Raw genomic sequence first — 18215 nt, forward strand, 5'->3', positions numbered from 1 at the left:
CCACACCAAAGCGGTGAGAAATCTTCCTTACCCTGGGCTTCGGCGGCAGCTCTTAGGGGGGCGAGCGCGCTCGACGCTAAAGGGAACTCAGGAGCAACATCGCTAATAGGTCCCATTTCGTTCATGAGACGATTGGGAATACCTCTTGCTATACCCCCAGAGAAAAGGTTTGTGAGCTGTGTCTGGCTGGATCGACGGCTTCTTAACATTCTGTGATGAATACGGCTTGTTTTGGCTTCTTTACAGAGCAGGTAAGCGGTACCCAATTGAACAGCCTGAGCCCCTCCGTCCATAGCAGCCCTTACCTGCTCTGGCGTAGAGATTCCCCCCGCCGCAATGACTGGGGCCGATACCGCGGTTTGCAGAGCAGCGACCAGATCAAGTGTTTCTAGTTGTGTCGACAAGTCTCTACTGAGAAACATGCCGCGATGGCCTCCGGCCTCTATTCCTTGGGCGATTACGGCATCTGCGCCGTGGTCAGCTAACCATAGCGCCTCGTCCACGGTAGTTGCCGATGACCAAACTTGCCCATTCCAGGACTTGATCGCCTCAACGTGCTCGCGTTTTGGAAGGCCAAAGTGAAAACTCACGATCGGCGGTTGATAAGCAGAAATCAGCTCGAGAGCTTCATCAGAGAACGGTGTACGAGATGCCCCATTTGGGATGTTCGTGGGGTCAAGTTCATACTCCATGAAGTAGCGCGTTAGGGCATTACGCCAGCGCGCTTCTTGGCGTTCATCGGCTTGCGGCGGCTGATGGCTAAAGAAATTGAGGTTGTAGGCAGCTATCCCGGAAGCCTTGATGGTCTCCAGTTCCTGCGCCAGCATTTCGCTGGACAACATGGCGCAGGGTAATGAACCGACTCCGCCGGCGGTCGAAACCGCGATGGTCAGCGCGCTGCCCTGCACGCCAGCCATGGGCGCTTGGATGATGGGTAGGTGGCCGGGAAACACCATGTTCGACATTGGCGCTACTTGCTCCTCTCGACCATCATCAGTTCAAACTCGACGTCTTCTGGAATCTGCTTTGGATCTATCCGCGTTGAATGCATTTGCTTCAACTGCCAGCCTGTTTCCGTCTCTACCGCTACAACGCTTTCTAACCATGCGAGCTTGGATTCTGCACCGTCTTGAATGATCGTCGCCTTATTCCAATAGTTGATGAGTGCCACGCCATCAAACCTACTCACCGAAATCACGCTGAAGTAGTTGTTGCGCTCGCTGCCGTTGGGTTTCAACAGTGGTAGCAGGAAATCGAGATCCCAAACTTCACCCATTTCAAGCAATAAAAAGTCGGTGGTTGTTACCGCTTTGACCAGCTCTTTATCAGAGTAGGAAAGGCCTGAAAAAATCTTCACTACCGGATCGAATTCGGGGGGGTGCTCTGCCAGTGTCGGGCCGGTGAATGTAGCTAAAAGGATTAGCACTGTTCGTATCGAAAGTTTAGTCATGAAGTCTTTGCCTCCCTGTGGTCTGCACTTAGTTTAACTATCTGACTTGCTGGCTACTTATCCCGCAGCGCGGCGAACACTCCGCAAAGAATAGTGTGAACCCAGAAACATTGCTGCGAGCATTGATATCTGATTTGTCATACTAACCCGTGGATTCGTGCTCAAACGTAGTCTGATTCCTCGTTGGTCGAAACCAAGTCATTGCGTTTTTGTCATGAACCTTGCTGTTAACTCCGATACAAAGGTTCGCATTTCAGGAGAGAAGCTGCTTTTTTGTTCTTCCCAATTCTGCCTTGAGAAAGACGTTCCGTTGGTGAGCATAAACAACTCAGAATCGAAGGATTTAAGAACATTTTCTTTGAGTACACCGAGTTCATATTGTTGTAGCCCGGCCTCCATTTTTGTGAGGATGGAATGCTGGAAAAACGATGCCATGAGAAGTTCCTCAGGTGTCAGTTCTTCATCACGATAGGTTTTATAAACGATACCTCAATGATCAAAAACATGATTCCGGCTAGCACACCAATATTTGCAAGGACTTCCATCCACGCGCTAGCTGTCTTCATTTTACGGGCTCCCCATCAAAGCTTATCGATTGAACGAGCATACACAGATATTCAGCCCGGACCGCAGCTGCTTTGAGCGAGTGGGAGTTATCTTGCTAGTGAATTGCGCACGCGCGCTTTGGGTTTTCGGTGTTTATACGAGCAATAGGAGCTGGACGTCCGCTTTCGGCTGCGAATTCAACCGGTGGATGGCGCTCAAAGCTAGTTACCAAGCGCCCTGCTAGGTAGCACATTAACCTCCATTAATTTCCGCGATTTGGTCGCTCATATACTCCCGGTACTGAGGCACAAAGACTTGCTCCACTTGCCGCCATCGAACCTGCACTTCGGGATACCTCAGGCGCTCCAGCAACGGCGCGTTGGCCGAGCGAAGGCGCTCTTTATCAATGGCTCCCTTCTCATACTGGAAGTACGCCATATCACCATGCCGGAAGATGATCCATAGGTAGTTGTTTAATCTGAGTACGTCCTCTGGGCTCTTATCATCGCGCTCCAGCAAGTTCTCAATGGAAGCGCCTTGCTCAATCGCTATAGCGTTCATCTGGACTATCCGCTCAATTAAATCTTGATAGGCAGATATCTGCATCATCTCTGTATTTTGCTCGACCTGCTCTGAGCTATTCCTTATTTCAAGGCCCACAAACACGAGCGATACTACGACCGCGATTGCGGAAACCACTTCAATCCAAAGCGAGACGCGCTGAGACACAAACACTTTCCTGATAACAGATTAATTCGAGCGAGAAAGGTACAGCCAGCCCGACGGAGCAGCAACTTCTGCTTCGGGTCGAAAGCGGACGGTCGTGTCGCCCTCGACCGGTTTCCACTACCAGCCAGAAGCTGCGGTTTTGTTGGCGCGACTTTATTTTACCGATTCCAGACGACACCAAAAGTCAGTGTGGGCTACCTCTTCCATCATCTCTTCGACCATTTTCACGAAGCCTTTGTTGAAGTAGCCACTGCAAAGTGTCCAGAGTTCGCGAGTTCTGGGAGTTCCAAGGACGAAGAAGATCACGTCTCTGTAGCTAAGCCAGGCATCGCCATCAAGGGCGCCAGCCTCGTACTGCAGCCACTCGTGTTCTCTTGCGCGCATCTGCGAAATGATCCAGAACATCAACTGCGTTTTCTCCTCGAAAGTGGGTGTTTCGGAGCCTGACATTGAGCGGCCCAGCCCCGGGAAATCAATGAATTTGTAAACTCCACCCTGATCGGTAGTGAGCGATACTTGGCGGGCTTCTGATAGCAGCAGCTGAGTCCCTTGCTTAACCTGAAGAGCTAAGTAAATCAGGGTGATGACAACCAGCACTACCCCTAAAATTTGTGACACGTAAGACCACTCTTCCAACGTCATCCCGATTGCCTCCCATGCAATTTTCCATCGTAACTTAGCAGACGATTACTGCTACGCGAACGCCCGAGCAGGGTCGACAGTAGTCTTGTTTTTGCATATATACATACATGTATGTATGCTTTTAGTATGAATGCACTCACAGCACCAACGCCCCTAGGTAACGATGCAAGAAGCATCGCAACGCGTACACGTCTCATAAGCAGTGCCATTGAGGTTCTTGTAGACCTGGGGTTTGCCAAAACCACCGGGGTCGAAGTGTGCCGTCGATCGGGTTTAACACGCGGTGCCCTTAATCATCATTTTCCCGACTTTGCGGATCTTCTCGTCGAGACTCTTCAGACTCTGTACACGCGTTTGCTTAAGGTGAACGTCGATGCTCACGGCGGTCCCTTCGAGCAAGTGCTGCTCTCATCTTACGAACGCGTGACTAAGCCAGAGTTTAAAGCGGTTATCGAGCTCTGGTTGGCATCGTGTAATGACCCGGAGTTTGGCGCGCGTCTTTCCGTGGCGATTGAGAAAAGCGCTATCTTGTTTTCGCCTGCCATGGTTCTTGCGAACGTTCAGGGGGCTGACGCCGATGATGGCGACGCTCTTTACTACATGATCACCGAGGCCCTTATTGGTATCGGAGTCGGCCGCGCGGTGGGTCGAGGTGAGGGTACGGCTCACGAGGTTCGCGTATTGCAGAAGCTTCGATCGCTGGCACAGGACCACGATCGTGCTTCTTCAACATCTCGAAATACCGGCGAGAAAATATCTAAAACCTAATAACAGACTCTTAGGGTCCGGCGGTGAAACATGGCCAAGAACGAACAAATCTATTCTGTATGCACCATTTGCGACATCGGTTGTCAGCTTCGGGCTGAGACCGAGGATGGCAAACTCAAACGCATGATTGCCCACGACAATCCCGCCTTGGCGCGCAACGTCTGTTACAAAGGCACCGCTGCAGCGCATGTTCATAATCACGCTGATCGATTAACCAAACCGCTCAAGAGAGTAGGCGAGCGCGGAGATGATCAGTGGGAGGAGATCAGCTACGAGCAGGCCATGGACGAAATTGCCCAGCGGCTAAAAACGTTGGTTGCGAAATACGGGCCGGAGACCCTGGCGGTCTCAACCTCGGGTTGGAATACCCAAACGACCCATAGTCTCGACCGACGGTTTATGAATGCCCTGGGGTCGCCTAACTACATCAGCGGTGTCTCCCTTTGTGCCGGCAATACAGCTGCGGTGAACAAGTTCACCTATGGCTGGTTTCCCTTTGCCGACATTCCCAACTCCAAGTGCATCGTGCTGTTTGGTCATAATCCTCGAAAACACAGTTGGACGCCCATCTTCAATATGATTAATCAGGCCCGGGCCAATGGTGCGAAAGTGATTGTGCTTGATCCTCGAGTGTCGGAGCAGGCTGAGGTTGCCGACATGCATCTGAGCTTACGTTCGGGGACCGACGCGGCGATGATGCTGGGCTGGCTCCACGTCATCATTAACGAGGAACTTTATGATAAGGACTTCGTTGCTGAGTACACCACAGGATTCGAAGAGCTCCGGGCACGAGTAGATGAATACCCCTTGGATAGGGTTGAGGAGATTACAGGAGTACCTGCGGACCTGATCGCCGAAGCGGCCAGACTTTACGCTACGGCCGAGAGCGCCTGCATCCCTTGGACACCTATTACGGACATGCAGATCTCGTCGACGTCGGCAATACGACTACAAAGCATTCTGCGTGCGCTGACAGGAAACATCGACGTGCCGGGAGGCGAGATTCTGGGAGGCTTTGATCCCAACTACATTCCCGAGTCGAAAATCGGCAATCACGAAATGCTCAGCGTTGAGCAAAAAGCCAAGCAGTTGGGGTCCGATACTCATCCCGCTTACACCTACCGTGCTCAAGAAATGCTGTCGGAACACACGGAGCGGGTGTATGGCTATCAGTATGCTGACATCGTCATGGGCTGCTATATGGCCAATCCGAGTTCAACGTTTAAGGCGATGGCGACGGAAAAGCCCTATCCGGTAAAAGCATTTTTTGTTCTGGGTAACAATGCACTGATGAGCTACCCCAATCAGCATCAGATATTGGAGGGGATGCTGAATCAAGAGCTCATCGTTGCTCACGAAATCTTTATGACCCCTACGGCCATGCTTGCTGATTACGTACTACCAGGTGATGTGTTTAGTGAGCGCAACCACATTTCCGATTACTGGAATTGGAAGCTGGGGATGACCCTGTCGCAAAAAGCAGTGGAGCCACCCCCGGAAGCAAGCAGTACTTTTGAGTTCTGGCGGGATCTTGGTCACCGTTTTGGTTTTGAGGAGCTGTTTCCCTGGGAGACTATCGAAGACATGCTGGACTACCGTCTTTCACCCTCGGGTAGAACCTTTGCCGAGTTTGCTGATGCCAATTACATGTACATCAATCCTCCGAAGTATCGTAAGTATCGAGAAAAAGGCTTTGCGACCCCTTCAGGCAAAGTCGAGCTGAAATCCAGCGTTCTTGAGGAGCTCGGCTTTGACCCCTTGCCTTACTATCGCGAAGGACCGGCGGTAAGCGATGAATACCCCTACAACGTGTTTACCGGTGTGCGCGAAGATGCTTTTTTTCAGACCGGTCAGCGTCAGGTCAAGGTGCTCCGTGACCGGATGCCGTCCCCTAAGCTCTTTATGCACCCTATTGATGCGGCGCGAGAAAACATTGCGGACCATGATTGGGTCAAGCTACAAACGGCAACTGGCGAGGTTACAGCCAAAGTTCTGGTGAAAGAGTCCATGAAGGAGGGGCATATTCGTGTTCCCCATGGCTGGTGGTATCCCGAGATGCGTGGCGATGCCAAGCTCGCTGGTGCGTTCATTAGCAGTGACGCCGTACTGTGCCCCGATGATCCCGAGTTTCTCGACTACGAGCAGGGCATTCCGCACTTCAAGGGCTTTCCCGGGCGCATCGTGAAGCTGGCCGAGCCTCCTGCAGGCATGTCCGAACAAGTCTTGGCGGGGTGACCTAGATGAGCGGCTTTAAAAAATGGTTTGGCGAGAGGCAGCAGCAAGTTTTGACGAAGCTGGTGAATCGAACCTTTAAAAAGAACCCCGGTTTTCTGGATCGCTTGGCGGGGAGTTTGTTACGCAAGATGGTCGGCGAGACGCCTCACGACCCAGAGCTGGATCATCCTGAGGGCTGATTTAGTTTAGAAGTGCCGCTCGGCGGCAGCTGCGCTTGGGCGAAGCTAATCGTCGTCTGCTAAACGGGCCATCGAGTGCAGGAATTCTTTTTCCTCGCGGGTGAGAAAGCCATTATCAGCTGAAGGGAAGCTCTCTACTCTGGATGGATCACGGCGGCGTTCTTCGGCTCTGCGCTCCTGGGACCGACGTTCGTTAGATCGCCGGCAAACGAGGCGCCTATCTTGCTGACGCCGCTCTTCACCCTCATAAGTACTATCGTTGTTCGGGTCGCGATTTGCTTGCTGCCGACGATCCTCACCCCTACGCTCGGCGGTGCGCCGTTCGGTAGTTCTCCGGTCTCCAGAGGAGCTCCGGTTGAGCTGATTTCGTTTTTGTAGATAGTCGAGCATAGTTACTGTCCCAGCCGGTGGACATCGAAGGCCAAGGCTCTCCGAAGGTCAACCAAAACCATTTTGCAAGCGTTTGCAGTAGGTTCGAACTTTTACTTAAAGTGAAATATAGCTTTTCTTGAGAGATTTTCCATGCGAACTATTTACACGGCCTCTCTTTAAGGGTAGACGCAGAAAAGGGGCTTGTCGCGTCGCAATTTCGTTTTAGCCGAGCAGCTTAACGCCTGCCAGAGGGTCGGGGTTATTGAGCTGGTGCTGGAAATCCTCGGCTAGCTCCCGACTACGTTCCATACAGATTTGCCAGTAGCGCATCCGCTCAGCGGGTGTCATGCGCGTAAAGTCGCTGCGGTCAGGGATCTTTGCGTCCGGTAACGAGGCGATAAAGTCCTCGCTCGGACAAATAAGGATTAGGTTCTCAGCGCTGGGCGTGCGCTGGCGGCGCCAGGGTAGAAATTTATCAAACCAGCCAGTTGTCAGGTCACCGCGAAAGTGTGGATAGAGAATCAGAGGCTGCTCCGACATGGCGTCGACATCAAAGTGGTAGTCGATGATACCGCCGTCCCAATAATGGCCTGACGGGGCCGCCGTGATATCTCGTTCACCAGCGAGTAAAAATGGAATAGAGCCGCTTGCGTGGAGTGCCTGAGAGACAGTGTCGGGTCGAAGTGCGACCTGAGTGCTGCCAAAATCATCAAAAGTCAGCTTGGGCGCTCCCATGCTGGTAAATACTACGCGCTGGAATTGTGATGCCAAGAGCTGGCGATGCAGGGTATTTGCGATGGCCGCGCAGCCCATTCCCACGGCGAGCCCCGCCGGATGGCGTGCTGAGTTCAACCCTCTGCCGCGAGCGGTAACGATGTAGCTATGGAGTAAATGATGGTCGATGAGAGCGTCAGCACCGGTGTCACCAAAGATATGCTCGAGCATTGATATGCTGGCGTCACTGATCTCTTGGGTATCGGGCCGCTCGCTGTAATCCCAGTTTAGGTAGATCTCTTCAAAACGATCCAGCGCAGCGACGGGGTCGGCTTGCGCCAGGCAGGCGTGGCGCCATGAGCCTATAGAGGATCCTACAGCTTGCAGAGGGGTTTCTCTGTCTTCCATTAGGAATTGCCCAAATAGCAGGCGATCGAGGGCGGCGAGGATTAACCACTTGGGGCCACCCGAGGCGCCCAGCAGAAGAGAGATATCTCTTCCCGACCAGCCATCTTTGGCGATACGTCGAGCCGCGCCGCGGCCTAAGTAAATGCTGAGAGGGCGGCTACTCATCAGTTTGAAGCGCTGGCGTTTTTTCGCACAGCGCTGGGCGTTGTACCGGTCCAACGCCGGTAAGCGCGTCGAAAATTTGATGGGTCGTTAAACCCAAGATGGTAGGCGATGCTCGAGATGGGCAGGCGATCCTCTTTGAGATGTCGGGTGGCGTGCTCGGCGCGGATGTTGTCGAGTAAGTCCTGAAAACCTACGCCTTCTTCGGTCAAGCGTCGGCGATAGGTTCGCGGACTCATGTTAAGCATCGTCGCGACTTGCGGCATTTTTGGATACTGCCCTTCCAGCTTGCGAAGCAGATTCCGGGTTTGCTCTCCGATGGTGGCGCTATCGCTTAGGTCCGCAAGCAGTCGCGCGCACTCCGCTTCGTAAAGTTGCCGTAGAGCAGGGTTTGAGCTTGGGAGCGCCGTGGCTAAAAGTTCTGACGGAAAGCTCCAGCTTGCGATTTCGCAGTCAAAGTGGACGTCATCGCCAAGGACCTCATGGTAGACCGCGACGCAGTTTGGTGCGGGATAAGGAAATTCGAGGCGGAGAGGAAACTGGTTATCGCCGAGCAAACCGCTAAGGGTGTTTCGTATGGCTGCGGTGATGCACTCCAGGCCAAAGGCGATGGGGAGGTAGGTTTCGGCGTTTGGCGCTCGGATGGTCATACGCTCTGGCGTCCGATCAAATTCCAGAGTCAGTTCCGGTGCCAGAACCTGATAATAGCGTTCGAAGAGCTGAATCACTTCTTCAAGGTTTCGGCAGGTCATGAAAGCCTGCCCAAGGACGGCATGGGCGCTGAGATTGAGCCGTTGCCCCAAACGTAGACCCAGCGTCGTGTTCCCGGTGAGCTGCAGGGTGTTCTCGACCAGAATACGAAAGTCGTCATCACTCACGCGAGCACCTATGGCGCTCAAATCTATCGCTTCCAGGGAGCTACCGCGCAGTAACGCGGCTCGCGACACGCCAGCTTCCATAGCGAGGTCAATAAGAATTAGGACGTAGGGTGCGGGTGTGCTGCTGCTCATAGCCCAATTTGGCCACAAATGACCCTAATTTGACAAGAAGCTACCTTGTCGGTGTTTGTTCATTGGCGGATATTAAGCTTCTCGATAGTCCAACCCTAAGAGAAAATACGCATGAAGATACAGTGGGAAGATCAGGCACCACGCAAGATTCAGCAATATCCCGGCGCGGATTACCCTCGGGAGAATCCCGATCTTGAAGATTTGCTAACCAATGAGCAGGTCGATCACATTGCTGAGATTTTTCAGACGCCGCTGACGGGATCCTACAACTGGGACTACACGGTGCAGGATGATCGCATCAAGAAGCTCTACGACCTGGGGAAGCAGCTGAATTGGGATCCGGAGATGGACATCGATTGGGATCGCCCCTGGCCCGAAGAAGTACAGTCTCCGGAGCTCATGAACCTTCATGACTATGAGCCTTATCTGGCCATGGACGAAAAAACCAGAGAAGAGTTCTGGCTGCACATGAATGCCTGGAGCCTTTCTCAGTTTTTGCACGGCGAACAGGGCGCATTACTTGTCGCGTCGCAGCTGTGCTCCTGTGCCCCGACACTGAGCGCCAAGTTATACGCGGGCTCGCAGACTTTTGACGAGGCTCGTCACGTCGAAGTGTTTAACAAGTATCTACAAAAACGTATCGGCGTGATGTATCCGATTAACACGCACCTAAAGAGCATTATCGACAAGATCCTTGTGGATCCGCGCTGGGATCTCAAATTTATTGGCATGCAGATTGTTATCGAGGGTCTGGCTCTTTCAGCGTTCAATACCACGCGAGAGACGACGCCTGACCCTGTACTAAAAGATGTGGTTTATCTTGTAACCCGCGACGAGGCTAGACATGTCACCTTCGGCGTTAACTATCTTGAAGAGCATATAAAGACCTTAACTCAGGAAGAGATCGAGGAACGGGCGCAGTTTGCCTATGAGGCCTGCGTGGTCAGTCGCGAGCGCTTGGTCGCTACTGACGTCTTTAGACACTTCGGCTGGGATGTAGAGGAGGCGCGCAAAAAAGTGCTGGACGGCTTTATTATGTCGACTTTCCGTAACCTGTTGTTTCAGCGTGTTATTCCTAATCTCAATCGCATCGGTTTACTCACCGATAAGATCCGGCCCAAGTTTGAGGCACTGGGTATTCTAGAGTTTGAAAACCTTGCCACTGACGGCGATATCAACTGGAGCGCCTTGGAGCGCCCTCTTGATACAGAAGAAGCACAATCTCATGAGCAAAGCATGCTCGCTGCATTTCACGAGAAGTTTGAGGCGGAAGCAGAGGCCGAGGCCGAGCAACCGGCTCAACAGGTGGCCGAGGCGGGCAGTAATCCCCAGGCTGGCGGTTGTTGCTGACGAGCGGCGATCGACTTCAGAAGCCGGCGAGAGCCGGCTTTTTTGTTTCTTGCATAAGCAATGCGAGTTATATTGATTGCCACTGATGTTTGCCCGCAAAAATATAAAAAAAGGATTTTCACAATGAAGTTCACTACAAAGCTATTTGCCGTTGCGGCCGCTTTCGTTATCAGCGTTTCTGCCATGGCTTGGGACCCTCGAGAAGCAGACAAGCTTGAAGGAAAAGCGCAAGAGGCAAAAGACGAGCTGCTGGCCGATGATCCCAGCATGCAGGCGTTTTTTGATACGGCAGCTGCTTACGTTGTTATCCCAACGGTAGGTAAAGCCGGTTTCGGTATCGGTGGCGCTCGGGGTAAAGGTTTGCTCTATGAGGGCGGCGCGACAACCGGGATTGTAACGCTGACGCAGTTAACTATTGGTTTTCAGTGGGGCGGCCAAGCCTACAGTGAGTTCTTGTTTTTCGAGGATGCCGGTGCTCTTGAGGACTTTAAACGGGGCAACTATGAGTTGGGTGCCCAAGCTTCTGCAGTCGCTGTAACTGTTGGTGCATCCGCCGATGCGAACTACTCTAATGGTGTAGCGATTTTCACGCGCGCCAAAGGTGGTTTGATGTACGAAGCGTCCGTAGGTGGCCAGAAGTTTTCGGTAGACGTTTCTGAGTAGGGTCTGACTATGTCGGGTGGTATTACTCGCATGGTAATACTCTGGTAATACTCTAGTAGTACTGCGAGAGTACCGACAATCAGGTGCAAAAAAGCCGACCCTGGAGTCGGCTTTTTATGGTCTTACTTTTTACCTTTCGGCCTTACTTTCTGTCTTGCTTTAAGTAGGCCTCATTGTGGTGCAAAGATCTGCGGATCACGCCGCAAATCAGTGGAGCACGATGTTAGGCAGCGAGTGCCTTGACCTGGGCGTTCAAACGGCTCTTATGTCGTGCAGCCTTATTTTTGTGGATGATGCCTTTGTCCGCCATGCGGTCAATGACAGGTACTGCTTTTGAATATGCTTCGCGCGCTTGCTCTGCGTCACCTGTTTTTACTGCAGCCAAAACGTTCTTGATGTTGGTGCGAACCAGTGAACGAAGGCTTGCGTTGTGAGATCGACGCTTCTCGGACTGTCGAGCGCGCTTACGAGCTTGAGCGGAGTTAGCCACTTAGGACTCCTCTAAATAATCAAATAAGTGAATGGAAATTTTTGGAGGGCGGATTCTGCCGACTGCTCGGGCTTCTGTCAATAGCTGCCTTGCTCAGCGTAAAATCGCTGCCTCAATCGTATTGGCGAGAATCGGCGAAGGGAAGACGCAGAATGGATACTAGAAATGGATAGTACAGAATCGGTGATTAACGGCACGCAGGACGACGCGCGACGCCATACGGGCCTCAAAGGATCGCCAAACTTCCGGGATGCAGGGGGTTATCGCTGCGATAAGGGCTCTATGGCCTGGGGCCGCGTCTTCCGTTCGGGACACCTGGCGACCCTCACAGAAGCCGATAGAGAGCGACTGACAGATCTGGATCTGGGCATGGTTGTTGATCTTCGCCGCGCCGATGAGCGCCAAATGGAGCCTTCATGGTTGCCTGAGGGCGTGGTGGTACTTGGCGCAGATATTACGCCGGGAAGCCAGGGGAGCGTTATTTATGCCGACTCCACCCAATTGGGTGGTGCTCAAGCAATGTTTGATTTCATGTGCGAGATAAATCGCGAGTTTGTGGATTCGCAGACGGATACGTACAAAGATGTGTTTAGGCAGGTGTTAGAGGCAGATGCGGAGCGAGTGCTGTTTCATTGCTCCGCAGGTAAGGATCGGACAGGCTTTGCGATAGCGGTGCTTCAGATGGCCTTGGGCGTGTCCTTGGCTGATATCGAAACCGACTATTTGCTGTCTCGCAGGTACTATTTACCCGAGGAACAGACTCCCCGAGTTCGCAAGAAATACCCCGTTGATCATCTTAGTGATGCCGAATTACGACCCATGATGCAAGCGGAGCTGGATTACCTGCACTGTGCATTGACAGCAATGAAAGACAGCTACGGTGGCAGTGAGGCCTATCTTGAGGATGGCTTGGCTTTGGGCGAGCAAGAGCGACGCGAATTGCGCCGCCGCTTTGTGATTACTGACTAATCGTTTGAGTCTTGGGGCGGCTTTAGAATGCCGCCCAGATCAATACCAGGCCCACGACTGCTACTAACAGGCTTTGCCCTGCTTTTTCGAGTCGAAAGAGGCCGTAGGCATAGGCCAAGGGTGGCAGCAGTACCGCGAAGATGCCCCAGGCATAGTCGTCCTTCCATGCCGCGATGAGCATTAAAATCCAGCTGACCAACAAAGTGGCAAGGCCGAAGGTCATGAGTGTTGCGCTTGTTGCTTCCATGGTTTTTCACCCCAGTCCAAAATCGCGCGCAAGAGTAGCAGAAGCGCTCGCGTTCGTCAGCGTTTGCGCGTATTCGCTGGATGACGGCCAGAGGCTTTTTCGTTAAGGTGGGTCGCCTTTTTTCGGGAGTTTTCCGTGCCAGATCCATTTGCGGCTATCAGACCCTATGACGATGGGGAAGTGCGGCCGACGATAGACCGTCTACTGGGGTCTAGGGACTTTCTCAGCGCTATGTTGCGCCTGCGCTTTGGCGAATGGGCGCTCATACCCCTATGGTCCTGGCTTCTGCGGCCCGTAGCGCGGCTTTATCTTCGCCGGCAACTCGCCACGGTCGAAACAGTCCACGACCTGCAAATGCGAGTGAAAACCTATGTAGAGCGCATGATCGAGGATACAACGGCCGGTCTCACGGTATCGGGACTAGAGCACCTGGATCCTGCGAATGCGCACTTGTTCATTAGTAATCATCGTGACATTGCAATGGATCCAGCGCTCACCAATTACGTTTTGCATAGAGCGGGGTACGAGACTCTGCGCATTGCTATTGGCGATAACCTTCTGAGTGAGCAGTGGGTGGCCGATCTGATGCGCCTTAACAAAAGCTTCATTGTTCAGCGATCGGTAAGCGGCCCTCGTGAGTTACTGGCGAATTCGAAACTTCTTGCGCAGTACATTCGCAAGTCGATACAGGAAGACAACGCACCGATTTGGATAGCCCAGCGCGAGGGTAGGGCCAAAGATGGCCGAGATCGCACGGAAGCAGCTGTTATCAAGATGCTGTCTTTGAGTCGCGATAAGAAGCATGAAAGCTTTGGCGACCACATTGCGTCGCTGCGAATAGTGCCTGTTGCGATTAGCTATGAGCTGGATCCTTGCGATGCCATGAAGGCGCGAGAGCTTAGTGAGCGCGAAAGCACAGGCAGCTATGAGAAGTCTGATCAAGAGGATGTAGAGTCCATCGGGCAGGGCATCGCCGGTAGTAAGGGTCAGGTGCATGTGAAGTTCGGTACGCCCCTTGGCAGTAACTTTGAAACGCCCGCCGATGTGGCTGCGGCTATCGATGCCCAAATCGTCCATGGCTATCTACTTCGCCCTGTGAATCTGTGGGCTTACGAAACTTTAGAAGGGCCGCTTAAGAGCGATGTAGAAATTGGCGAGGGCAGCAGTTCAAGGGCTGAATTCGAGGATCGTGTGCGTGCTTTGACGGAGGAAGAGAGGCCTTTTGCTCTGGCAGCTTATGCCAATGCGCTACGCAGCGTACTGGAGTTAGATACCCCCTCGTGAGCGTTTTATCTTCGTCGGATAAAGATGCAATCCGGGAAGCCTACACCGCGATTACCGACGCCCGAGGTCTGACCCCTCGCTGGGGACAGCGTCAGATGATTGCGGAAGTCGCAAATACTTTAGCGCTTATCTCACCATCTTTAGATGTGTCCGATTCCCAGGGCTCGCCAATTGCGGTGATCGAAGCGGGTACGGGTACGGGCAAGACTATTGCCTATGTTATTCCTGCGCTGGTGATGGCCCGTGCGTTGAACAAGCGCCTGGTCATAGCCACCGCTACCGTGGCGCTGCAAGAACAACTTGTTCACAAAGACCTACCTGACATTGCAGCTGGCAGCGGTTTGGAATTTTCTTATGTACTGGCGAAGGGCCGAAGACGCTACCTCTGCCTGAGCCAACTTGACAGAATTATGGCGCGCGAATCGGGTGGTGGACAGACTATGGGGCTCTACCCGGACGAGGTGACTCCCGCGCTGGCCCGCGATGCGCTCGAAAGTTACGGCCTTATGCTGGATGCCCTGGGTCGCGGGGACTGGGACGGGGATCGCGATAACTGGTCAGTGCCTATTAACGATGCTGACTGGTTTCCTGTTACGGCGGATCAGGGGCAATGTAGCGGCAGGCGTTGTCCCAACATCCGTAACTGTAGTTTTTATCGCGCCAGAGACGGCCTTCAGGAAGCTGATGTCGTTGTGACTAACCATGACTTGGTACTTTCGGATCTGGCGTTGGGCGGCGGAGCTATTCTCCCCGCACCAGAAGACACCATCTATATTTTTGACGAGGGTCATCACCTTCCTGACAAGGCGCTCAACCATTTCGCCTCCTTTTGCCGATTACCATCGACGTTGTCGTGGCTCGGGGAGAGTCGCAAGGCGCTCGCCAAGGGGTCCCCCCTGCTGTCCACGCTACCCGGCTTGAGCGCAGTGATGGAGCCTCTTCCAGCTTTGTTTGATGACCTCCAGCTGCGCGTCCAGCAGATTGCCGAGCAAGCGGCGGTCATCATGGCCAGCGCTGGCGATTTCGAGGAACAGCTTCGGTTTGAAGGGGGCGTTGTTCCCGGTGATCTTCAGCAAGCGACAGCTGCACTCGCTGGGCAGTGGGCGCGACTTAATGGACGTTTGATGACCCTTGAGTCGGGTATCGACGATGCCCTAGAGGATGACTCCTTCGCCTCGGTACGTGACGAACTGGAAGCCTGGCAAATGGCTGTCGGTGGAATGCTGGTGCGGGCCGAGGGAGTACTCTCACTGTTCAGAGACTTTTCAGCGGATGCTTCAGAAGAGACACCACCGCGAGCCCGTTGGCTTAAGCGTCGTGCTGATGATGAGGAGCTGGCGATCGATCTGCACTGCAGCCACATTCTCGCGGCGGACATTCTGGACGAGCAGTTGTGGCAGCGCGCGGCGGGAGTTGTGCTGACATCTGCAACCATGACTGCGCTGGGGAGCTTTGACCGATTTAGAGCTCGATCGGGTGTGCCCGAAGATGGCCGCTACAAAATCGTTGTTAGTCCGTTCGATTACACAAAGGCGACCCTGCATGTTCCGAACATGAGTAGTGAGCCAAGCGACGCGCCCGCACATACCGAAGAACTCATAGCGCTGTTACCTGAATTATTGCACGCGGACGAAGGTAGTCTTGTCCTGTTCTCATCTCGCCGGCAGATGAACGATGTGTATGACGGGCTTCCGCGAGAGTGGCGAGACCGCGTTCTTAGACAAGATGATTACAGCAAGCAGGAGATACTTCGTCGCCACCGCGAGACCATTGATACGGGAGATGGCGCCGTCATCTTTGGGTTGGCAAGTTTTGCCGAGGGCGTGGACCTGCCGGGTAATTACTGCCAGCACGTAGTGATCGCGAAGCTTCCTTTCGCAGTGCCGGATGACCCGGTCGATGCGGCCCTTGCTGAGTGGCTAGAGGCACAGGGGCGGAACGCATTTATGGAAATCAGCGTACCCGATGCGGCGCTCAAACTGGTGCAGGCCAGTGGTCGTCTACTGAGGACCGAGAGCGATACCGGACGAGTAACGTTAATGGATCGCCGAGTTCTTACTCGGCGTTATGGTCGGGCGATTCTTGATTCCCTACCGGCCTTCAAGCGCCGAATCGCTTAATTTTCTCTCGATGTTGCAGGCGCGGTTTCGGCCCTTGGCCTTTGCCTGATAAAGCGCCTTGTCTGCTAAATCGATGAGCCGGTGTGGATCCTCTCGCTCCTCCTCGCCAAGCGTTGCACAGCCGATGCTTATGGTGACGTACTTGCTGACATCGCTTGCAGGATGTTTGAGGGCTAGTGATCTGACGCAATCGAGAATGCGATCGGCGGTTCTGACGGCGCCCTTGGCATCCGTGTCATATAGCAACACGACAAACTCCTCGCCTCCATAGCGAGCCAGCATGTCATGTTCGCGAAGAAGTTTGCTTTTGATTGCCTGGGCAATGAGACGCAGGCATTCATCGCCAGCAGAGTGACCCAGGGTGTCGTTGTACTGCTTAAACAGGTCGATATCGAGCATGAGAATACTCACGGGAGCGCCGCTGCGCCGGGCCATGCTCCAGGTTGCGTTGAGCTGCTCCTCAAGGTGACGGCGATTGGCAACGCCAGTGAGACTGTCGATACGTGAGTTGGCCTCGACTCGCACCAGAGCTTCGCGTAGCTCCTCCGTACGAAGATCTACAAGTCCACGTAACTGCTGTTCTCTAATGCGGGCATTGCGCGATTGAAAGCGTTGTAGAAGCGAAACGAACACTCCAATCAATAACGCAGCCGCTAGAACTGACCAGGTGGTTTCGTACCAGTGAGGGGCTCTGTTGATGCTTAGGGCGGCGATGTTATCGCTATTTTGAGCGGGTGCTTCGCCACTGAAACTCGCCTGCACGCGAAAAACGGTGTTGCCAGCGGGCAAGGCGGTGAAATAGGCCGTGCGTCTGTTGCCGGCACTTGTCCAAAAGTTGTCGTTTGCTGCAGTGCTATATCGAAAGCTTACAGATTGCGCATTGCTCAATTCGGGACTGCTATAGTCAATTTCCAGGCTTTGGAAGTCTGCCGGTAGCTGCAAGGGTTCCACTAATTCTACGTCGACGCCGTCGACGCGCAGGGCATCAATGTAGGTGCGTAGGATTGGATTTTCGGACGCGAGGCTCTGGGGTAAAAAGGCCATGAGTCCCTTGGTGCTCACAAACCACAGGCGATTGTCCGGCGTAGACCAGGCAGCCGGCTGAAAACCACCGACGAACTGTGTTGAGCGCAGGCCGTCACTCTCATCAAACAAACGTGTTTCTAGTACTTTACGCTCACCTCGAGCCACGGCATCAAGGCTGTCGCGTGATACTCGAAGTAAGCCTTGGGTGCCAGATATCCAAAGGTTACGAGCCTTGTCTTCGAGAATGGCGTAGCCTGCAGAGAACGGTAGGCCATGGGAGTGGTCAAAGGTAAACAGGCTGCCCTGGTCCAGTCGCGAGAGCATGCCATCTCCGGCAGCAATCCAGAGTACGCCCCGTTGATCTTCATATGTTGTACGAACGATGTCACTTTTGGAGCCGTCACCGATTGTTCTTTGCTCCAGTAAGCCGTTGCGATAACTAAAGAGCCCTTGGGCGCTGCTGAGCCAGACCGTACCGTCCTTACCCTCGAGAATATGGCGGGACACCTTGCCATCAAGCTCTGGTAAACGCTGGGTTATCGGTGACGCATCGTCTTGCCACATGTTCATAGCAAGGTTCGTGGATATCCAGATGTCCCCATTACGTAACTGCTGGAGCGCAAAGATGTGTAGGCCTGATAGCCCATCTTCTTCGCCATAATGTCTAATTATGCCGCCGTGTACGCGAAACAGACCCTCGCCAAAAGTTCCGACCCATAAGCTGCCATCAGCACTGACCAAAAGAGAAGATATCGTCTTATTGATGAGCTCCGGGTGGGGCTGGGAGAGTTTCCCGTCGGCCGTGATGCGAAACAAGCCGTGAGGTTCACTGCCGGCCCAAACCGTCCCGT

The 18215-nt window shown here is 53.5% G+C and carries 19 protein-coding genes; 8 read left to right on the plus strand and 11 right to left on the minus strand.

All coding sequences use genetic code 11. The features are described from left to right. The 5 genes from AB8B76_RS02115 to AB8B76_RS02135 all read right to left on the minus strand — a co-directional run. Positions 1-965, minus strand: a 965-nt coding sequence (locus AB8B76_RS02115) for an NAD(P)H-dependent flavin oxidoreductase (protein WP_405269586.1), incomplete at its 3' end; no start/stop codon positions are given. Between the two features lie 5 nt (positions 966-970). Further along, complete coding sequence (locus tag AB8B76_RS02120) at positions 971-1450, minus strand: hypothetical protein (protein ID WP_405269588.1); 480 nt, start codon at positions 1448-1450, stop codon at positions 971-973. 198 nt (positions 1451-1648) lie between these two features. Then, a complete protein-coding gene (locus AB8B76_RS02125; RefSeq protein ID WP_405269591.1) occupies positions 1649-1885 on the minus strand; it encodes a hypothetical protein in 237 nt (78 codons plus the stop codon). Between the two features lie 363 nt (positions 1886-2248). Beyond that, a complete protein-coding gene (locus AB8B76_RS02130) occupies positions 2249-2725 on the minus strand; it encodes a hypothetical protein (protein ID WP_405269593.1) in 477 nt (158 codons plus the stop codon). 153 nt (positions 2726-2878) lie between these two features. After that, positions 2879-3343, minus strand: coding sequence for a hypothetical protein (locus AB8B76_RS02135; protein ID WP_405269595.1), 465 nt, complete (start codon positions 3341-3343; stop codon positions 2879-2881). A 150-nt stretch (positions 3344-3493) separates the two neighbouring features. Between AB8B76_RS02135 and AB8B76_RS02140 the strand changes: the two genes are divergently transcribed. From AB8B76_RS02140 to AB8B76_RS02150, 3 genes are read left to right on the plus strand one after another with little or no spacing between them, the layout of a single operon-like run. Continuing rightward, positions 3494-4135: a TetR/AcrR family transcriptional regulator gene (locus tag AB8B76_RS02140; protein WP_405269597.1), complete on the plus strand. Its 642-nt coding sequence runs from the start codon at positions 3494-3496 to the stop codon at positions 4133-4135. Positions 4136-4165: 30 nt separating this feature from the next. Beyond that, complete coding sequence (locus AB8B76_RS02145; protein WP_405269599.1) at positions 4166-6370, plus strand: molybdopterin-dependent oxidoreductase; 2205 nt, start codon at positions 4166-4168, stop codon at positions 6368-6370. Positions 6371-6375: 5 nt separating this feature from the next. After that, on the plus strand, positions 6376-6549 hold the full coding sequence (locus AB8B76_RS02150; RefSeq protein WP_405269602.1) for a hypothetical protein: 174 nt from the start codon (positions 6376-6378) through the stop codon (positions 6547-6549). Between the two features lie 45 nt (positions 6550-6594). On the opposite strand, the gene AB8B76_RS02155 is transcribed toward AB8B76_RS02150, so the two are convergent. The 3 genes from AB8B76_RS02155 to AB8B76_RS02165 form a co-directional block, all read right to left on the minus strand. Next, on the minus strand, positions 6595-6939 hold the full coding sequence (locus tag AB8B76_RS02155; protein WP_405269604.1) for a hypothetical protein: 345 nt from the start codon (positions 6937-6939) through the stop codon (positions 6595-6597). A gap of 204 nt (positions 6940-7143) precedes the next feature. Then, entirely contained in the window at positions 7144-8208 is a 1065-nt protein-coding gene (locus AB8B76_RS02160; RefSeq protein WP_405269607.1) for a patatin-like phospholipase family protein, read from the minus strand. After that, complete coding sequence (locus tag AB8B76_RS02165) at positions 8208-9215, minus strand: AraC family transcriptional regulator (RefSeq protein ID WP_405269610.1); 1008 nt, start codon at positions 9213-9215, stop codon at positions 8208-8210. Before AB8B76_RS02165 ends, AB8B76_RS02160 begins: the two co-directional genes overlap by 1 nt. Before the next feature lie 111 nt (positions 9216-9326). Here AB8B76_RS02165 and AB8B76_RS02170 point away from each other — a divergent pair, with 111 nt between their 5' ends. Continuing rightward, the gene (locus AB8B76_RS02170) at positions 9327-10565 is read left to right on the plus strand and encodes a ferritin-like domain-containing protein (RefSeq protein ID WP_405269613.1); all 1239 of its coding nucleotides are present in this window, start codon (positions 9327-9329) and stop codon (positions 10563-10565) included. Positions 10566-10688: 123 nt separating this feature from the next. Further along, positions 10689-11228, plus strand: coding sequence for a YSC84-related protein (locus AB8B76_RS02175; protein ID WP_405269616.1), 540 nt, complete (start codon positions 10689-10691; stop codon positions 11226-11228). Between the two features lie 223 nt (positions 11229-11451). Here the strand turns inward: AB8B76_RS02175 and rpsT are convergent, their stop codons facing one another. After that, positions 11452-11718 (minus strand): 30S ribosomal protein S20, encoded by a 267-nt coding sequence (rpsT, locus tag AB8B76_RS02180; protein WP_405269618.1) that lies wholly within the window; start codon positions 11716-11718, stop codon positions 11452-11454. A gap of 165 nt (positions 11719-11883) precedes the next feature. Here rpsT and AB8B76_RS02185 point away from each other — a divergent pair, with 165 nt between their 5' ends. Next, on the plus strand, positions 11884-12687 hold the full coding sequence (locus tag AB8B76_RS02185; RefSeq protein WP_405269621.1) for a tyrosine-protein phosphatase: 804 nt from the start codon (positions 11884-11886) through the stop codon (positions 12685-12687). Between the two features lie 22 nt (positions 12688-12709). Here AB8B76_RS02185 and AB8B76_RS02190 read toward each other — a convergent pair whose 3' ends face one another. Next, complete coding sequence (locus AB8B76_RS02190; RefSeq protein WP_405269624.1) at positions 12710-12934, minus strand: hypothetical protein; 225 nt, start codon at positions 12932-12934, stop codon at positions 12710-12712. 135 nt (positions 12935-13069) lie between these two features. Between AB8B76_RS02190 and AB8B76_RS02195 the strand changes: the two genes are divergently transcribed. Continuing rightward, positions 13070-14218, plus strand: coding sequence for a 1-acyl-sn-glycerol-3-phosphate acyltransferase (locus AB8B76_RS02195; RefSeq protein ID WP_405269627.1), 1149 nt, complete (start codon positions 13070-13072; stop codon positions 14216-14218). Continuing rightward, a complete protein-coding gene (dinG, locus tag AB8B76_RS02200; protein WP_405269630.1) occupies positions 14215-16338 on the plus strand; it encodes an ATP-dependent DNA helicase DinG in 2124 nt (707 codons plus the stop codon). Before AB8B76_RS02195 ends, dinG begins: the two co-directional genes overlap by 4 nt. Here the strand turns inward: dinG and AB8B76_RS02205 are convergent. Beyond that, the coding region (locus tag AB8B76_RS02205) for a diguanylate cyclase (RefSeq protein WP_405269633.1) at positions 16309-18215 on the minus strand (1907 nt) is incomplete at its 5' end. The genes dinG and AB8B76_RS02205 overlap by 30 nt on opposite strands.

It is taken from the genome of Congregibacter sp. (assembly GCF_045107095.1).
GTDB lineage: Bacteria > Pseudomonadota > Gammaproteobacteria > Pseudomonadales > Halieaceae > Congregibacter.

Coding starts and splice junctions, on each gene's coding strand:
- AB8B76_RS02120 (WP_405269588.1), bottom strand. CDS start 1,450: ATGACTAAACTTTCGATACGAACAGTGCTAATCCTTTTAGCTACATTC.
- AB8B76_RS02125 (WP_405269591.1), bottom strand. CDS start 1,885: ATGGCATCGTTTTTCCAGCATTCCATCCTCACAAAAATGGAGGCCGGG.
- AB8B76_RS02140 (WP_405269597.1), top strand. CDS start 3,494: ATGAATGCACTCACAGCACCAACGCCCCTAGGTAACGATGCAAGAAGC.
- AB8B76_RS02145 (WP_405269599.1), top strand. CDS start 4,166: ATGGCCAAGAACGAACAAATCTATTCTGTATGCACCATTTGCGACATC.
- AB8B76_RS02150 (WP_405269602.1), top strand. CDS start 6,376: ATGAGCGGCTTTAAAAAATGGTTTGGCGAGAGGCAGCAGCAAGTTTTG.
- AB8B76_RS02155 (WP_405269604.1), bottom strand. CDS start 6,939: ATGCTCGACTATCTACAAAAACGAAATCAGCTCAACCGGAGCTCCTCT.
- AB8B76_RS02160 (WP_405269607.1), bottom strand. CDS start 8,208: ATGAGTAGCCGCCCTCTCAGCATTTACTTAGGCCGCGGCGCGGCTCGA.
- AB8B76_RS02165 (WP_405269610.1), bottom strand. CDS start 9,215: ATGAGCAGCAGCACACCCGCACCCTACGTCCTAATTCTTATTGACCTC.
- AB8B76_RS02170 (WP_405269613.1), top strand. CDS start 9,327: ATGAAGATACAGTGGGAAGATCAGGCACCACGCAAGATTCAGCAATAT.
- AB8B76_RS02175 (WP_405269616.1), top strand. CDS start 10,689: ATGAAGTTCACTACAAAGCTATTTGCCGTTGCGGCCGCTTTCGTTATC.
- AB8B76_RS02185 (WP_405269621.1), top strand. CDS start 11,884: ATGGATAGTACAGAATCGGTGATTAACGGCACGCAGGACGACGCGCGA.
- AB8B76_RS02190 (WP_405269624.1), bottom strand. CDS start 12,934: ATGGAAGCAACAAGCGCAACACTCATGACCTTCGGCCTTGCCACTTTG.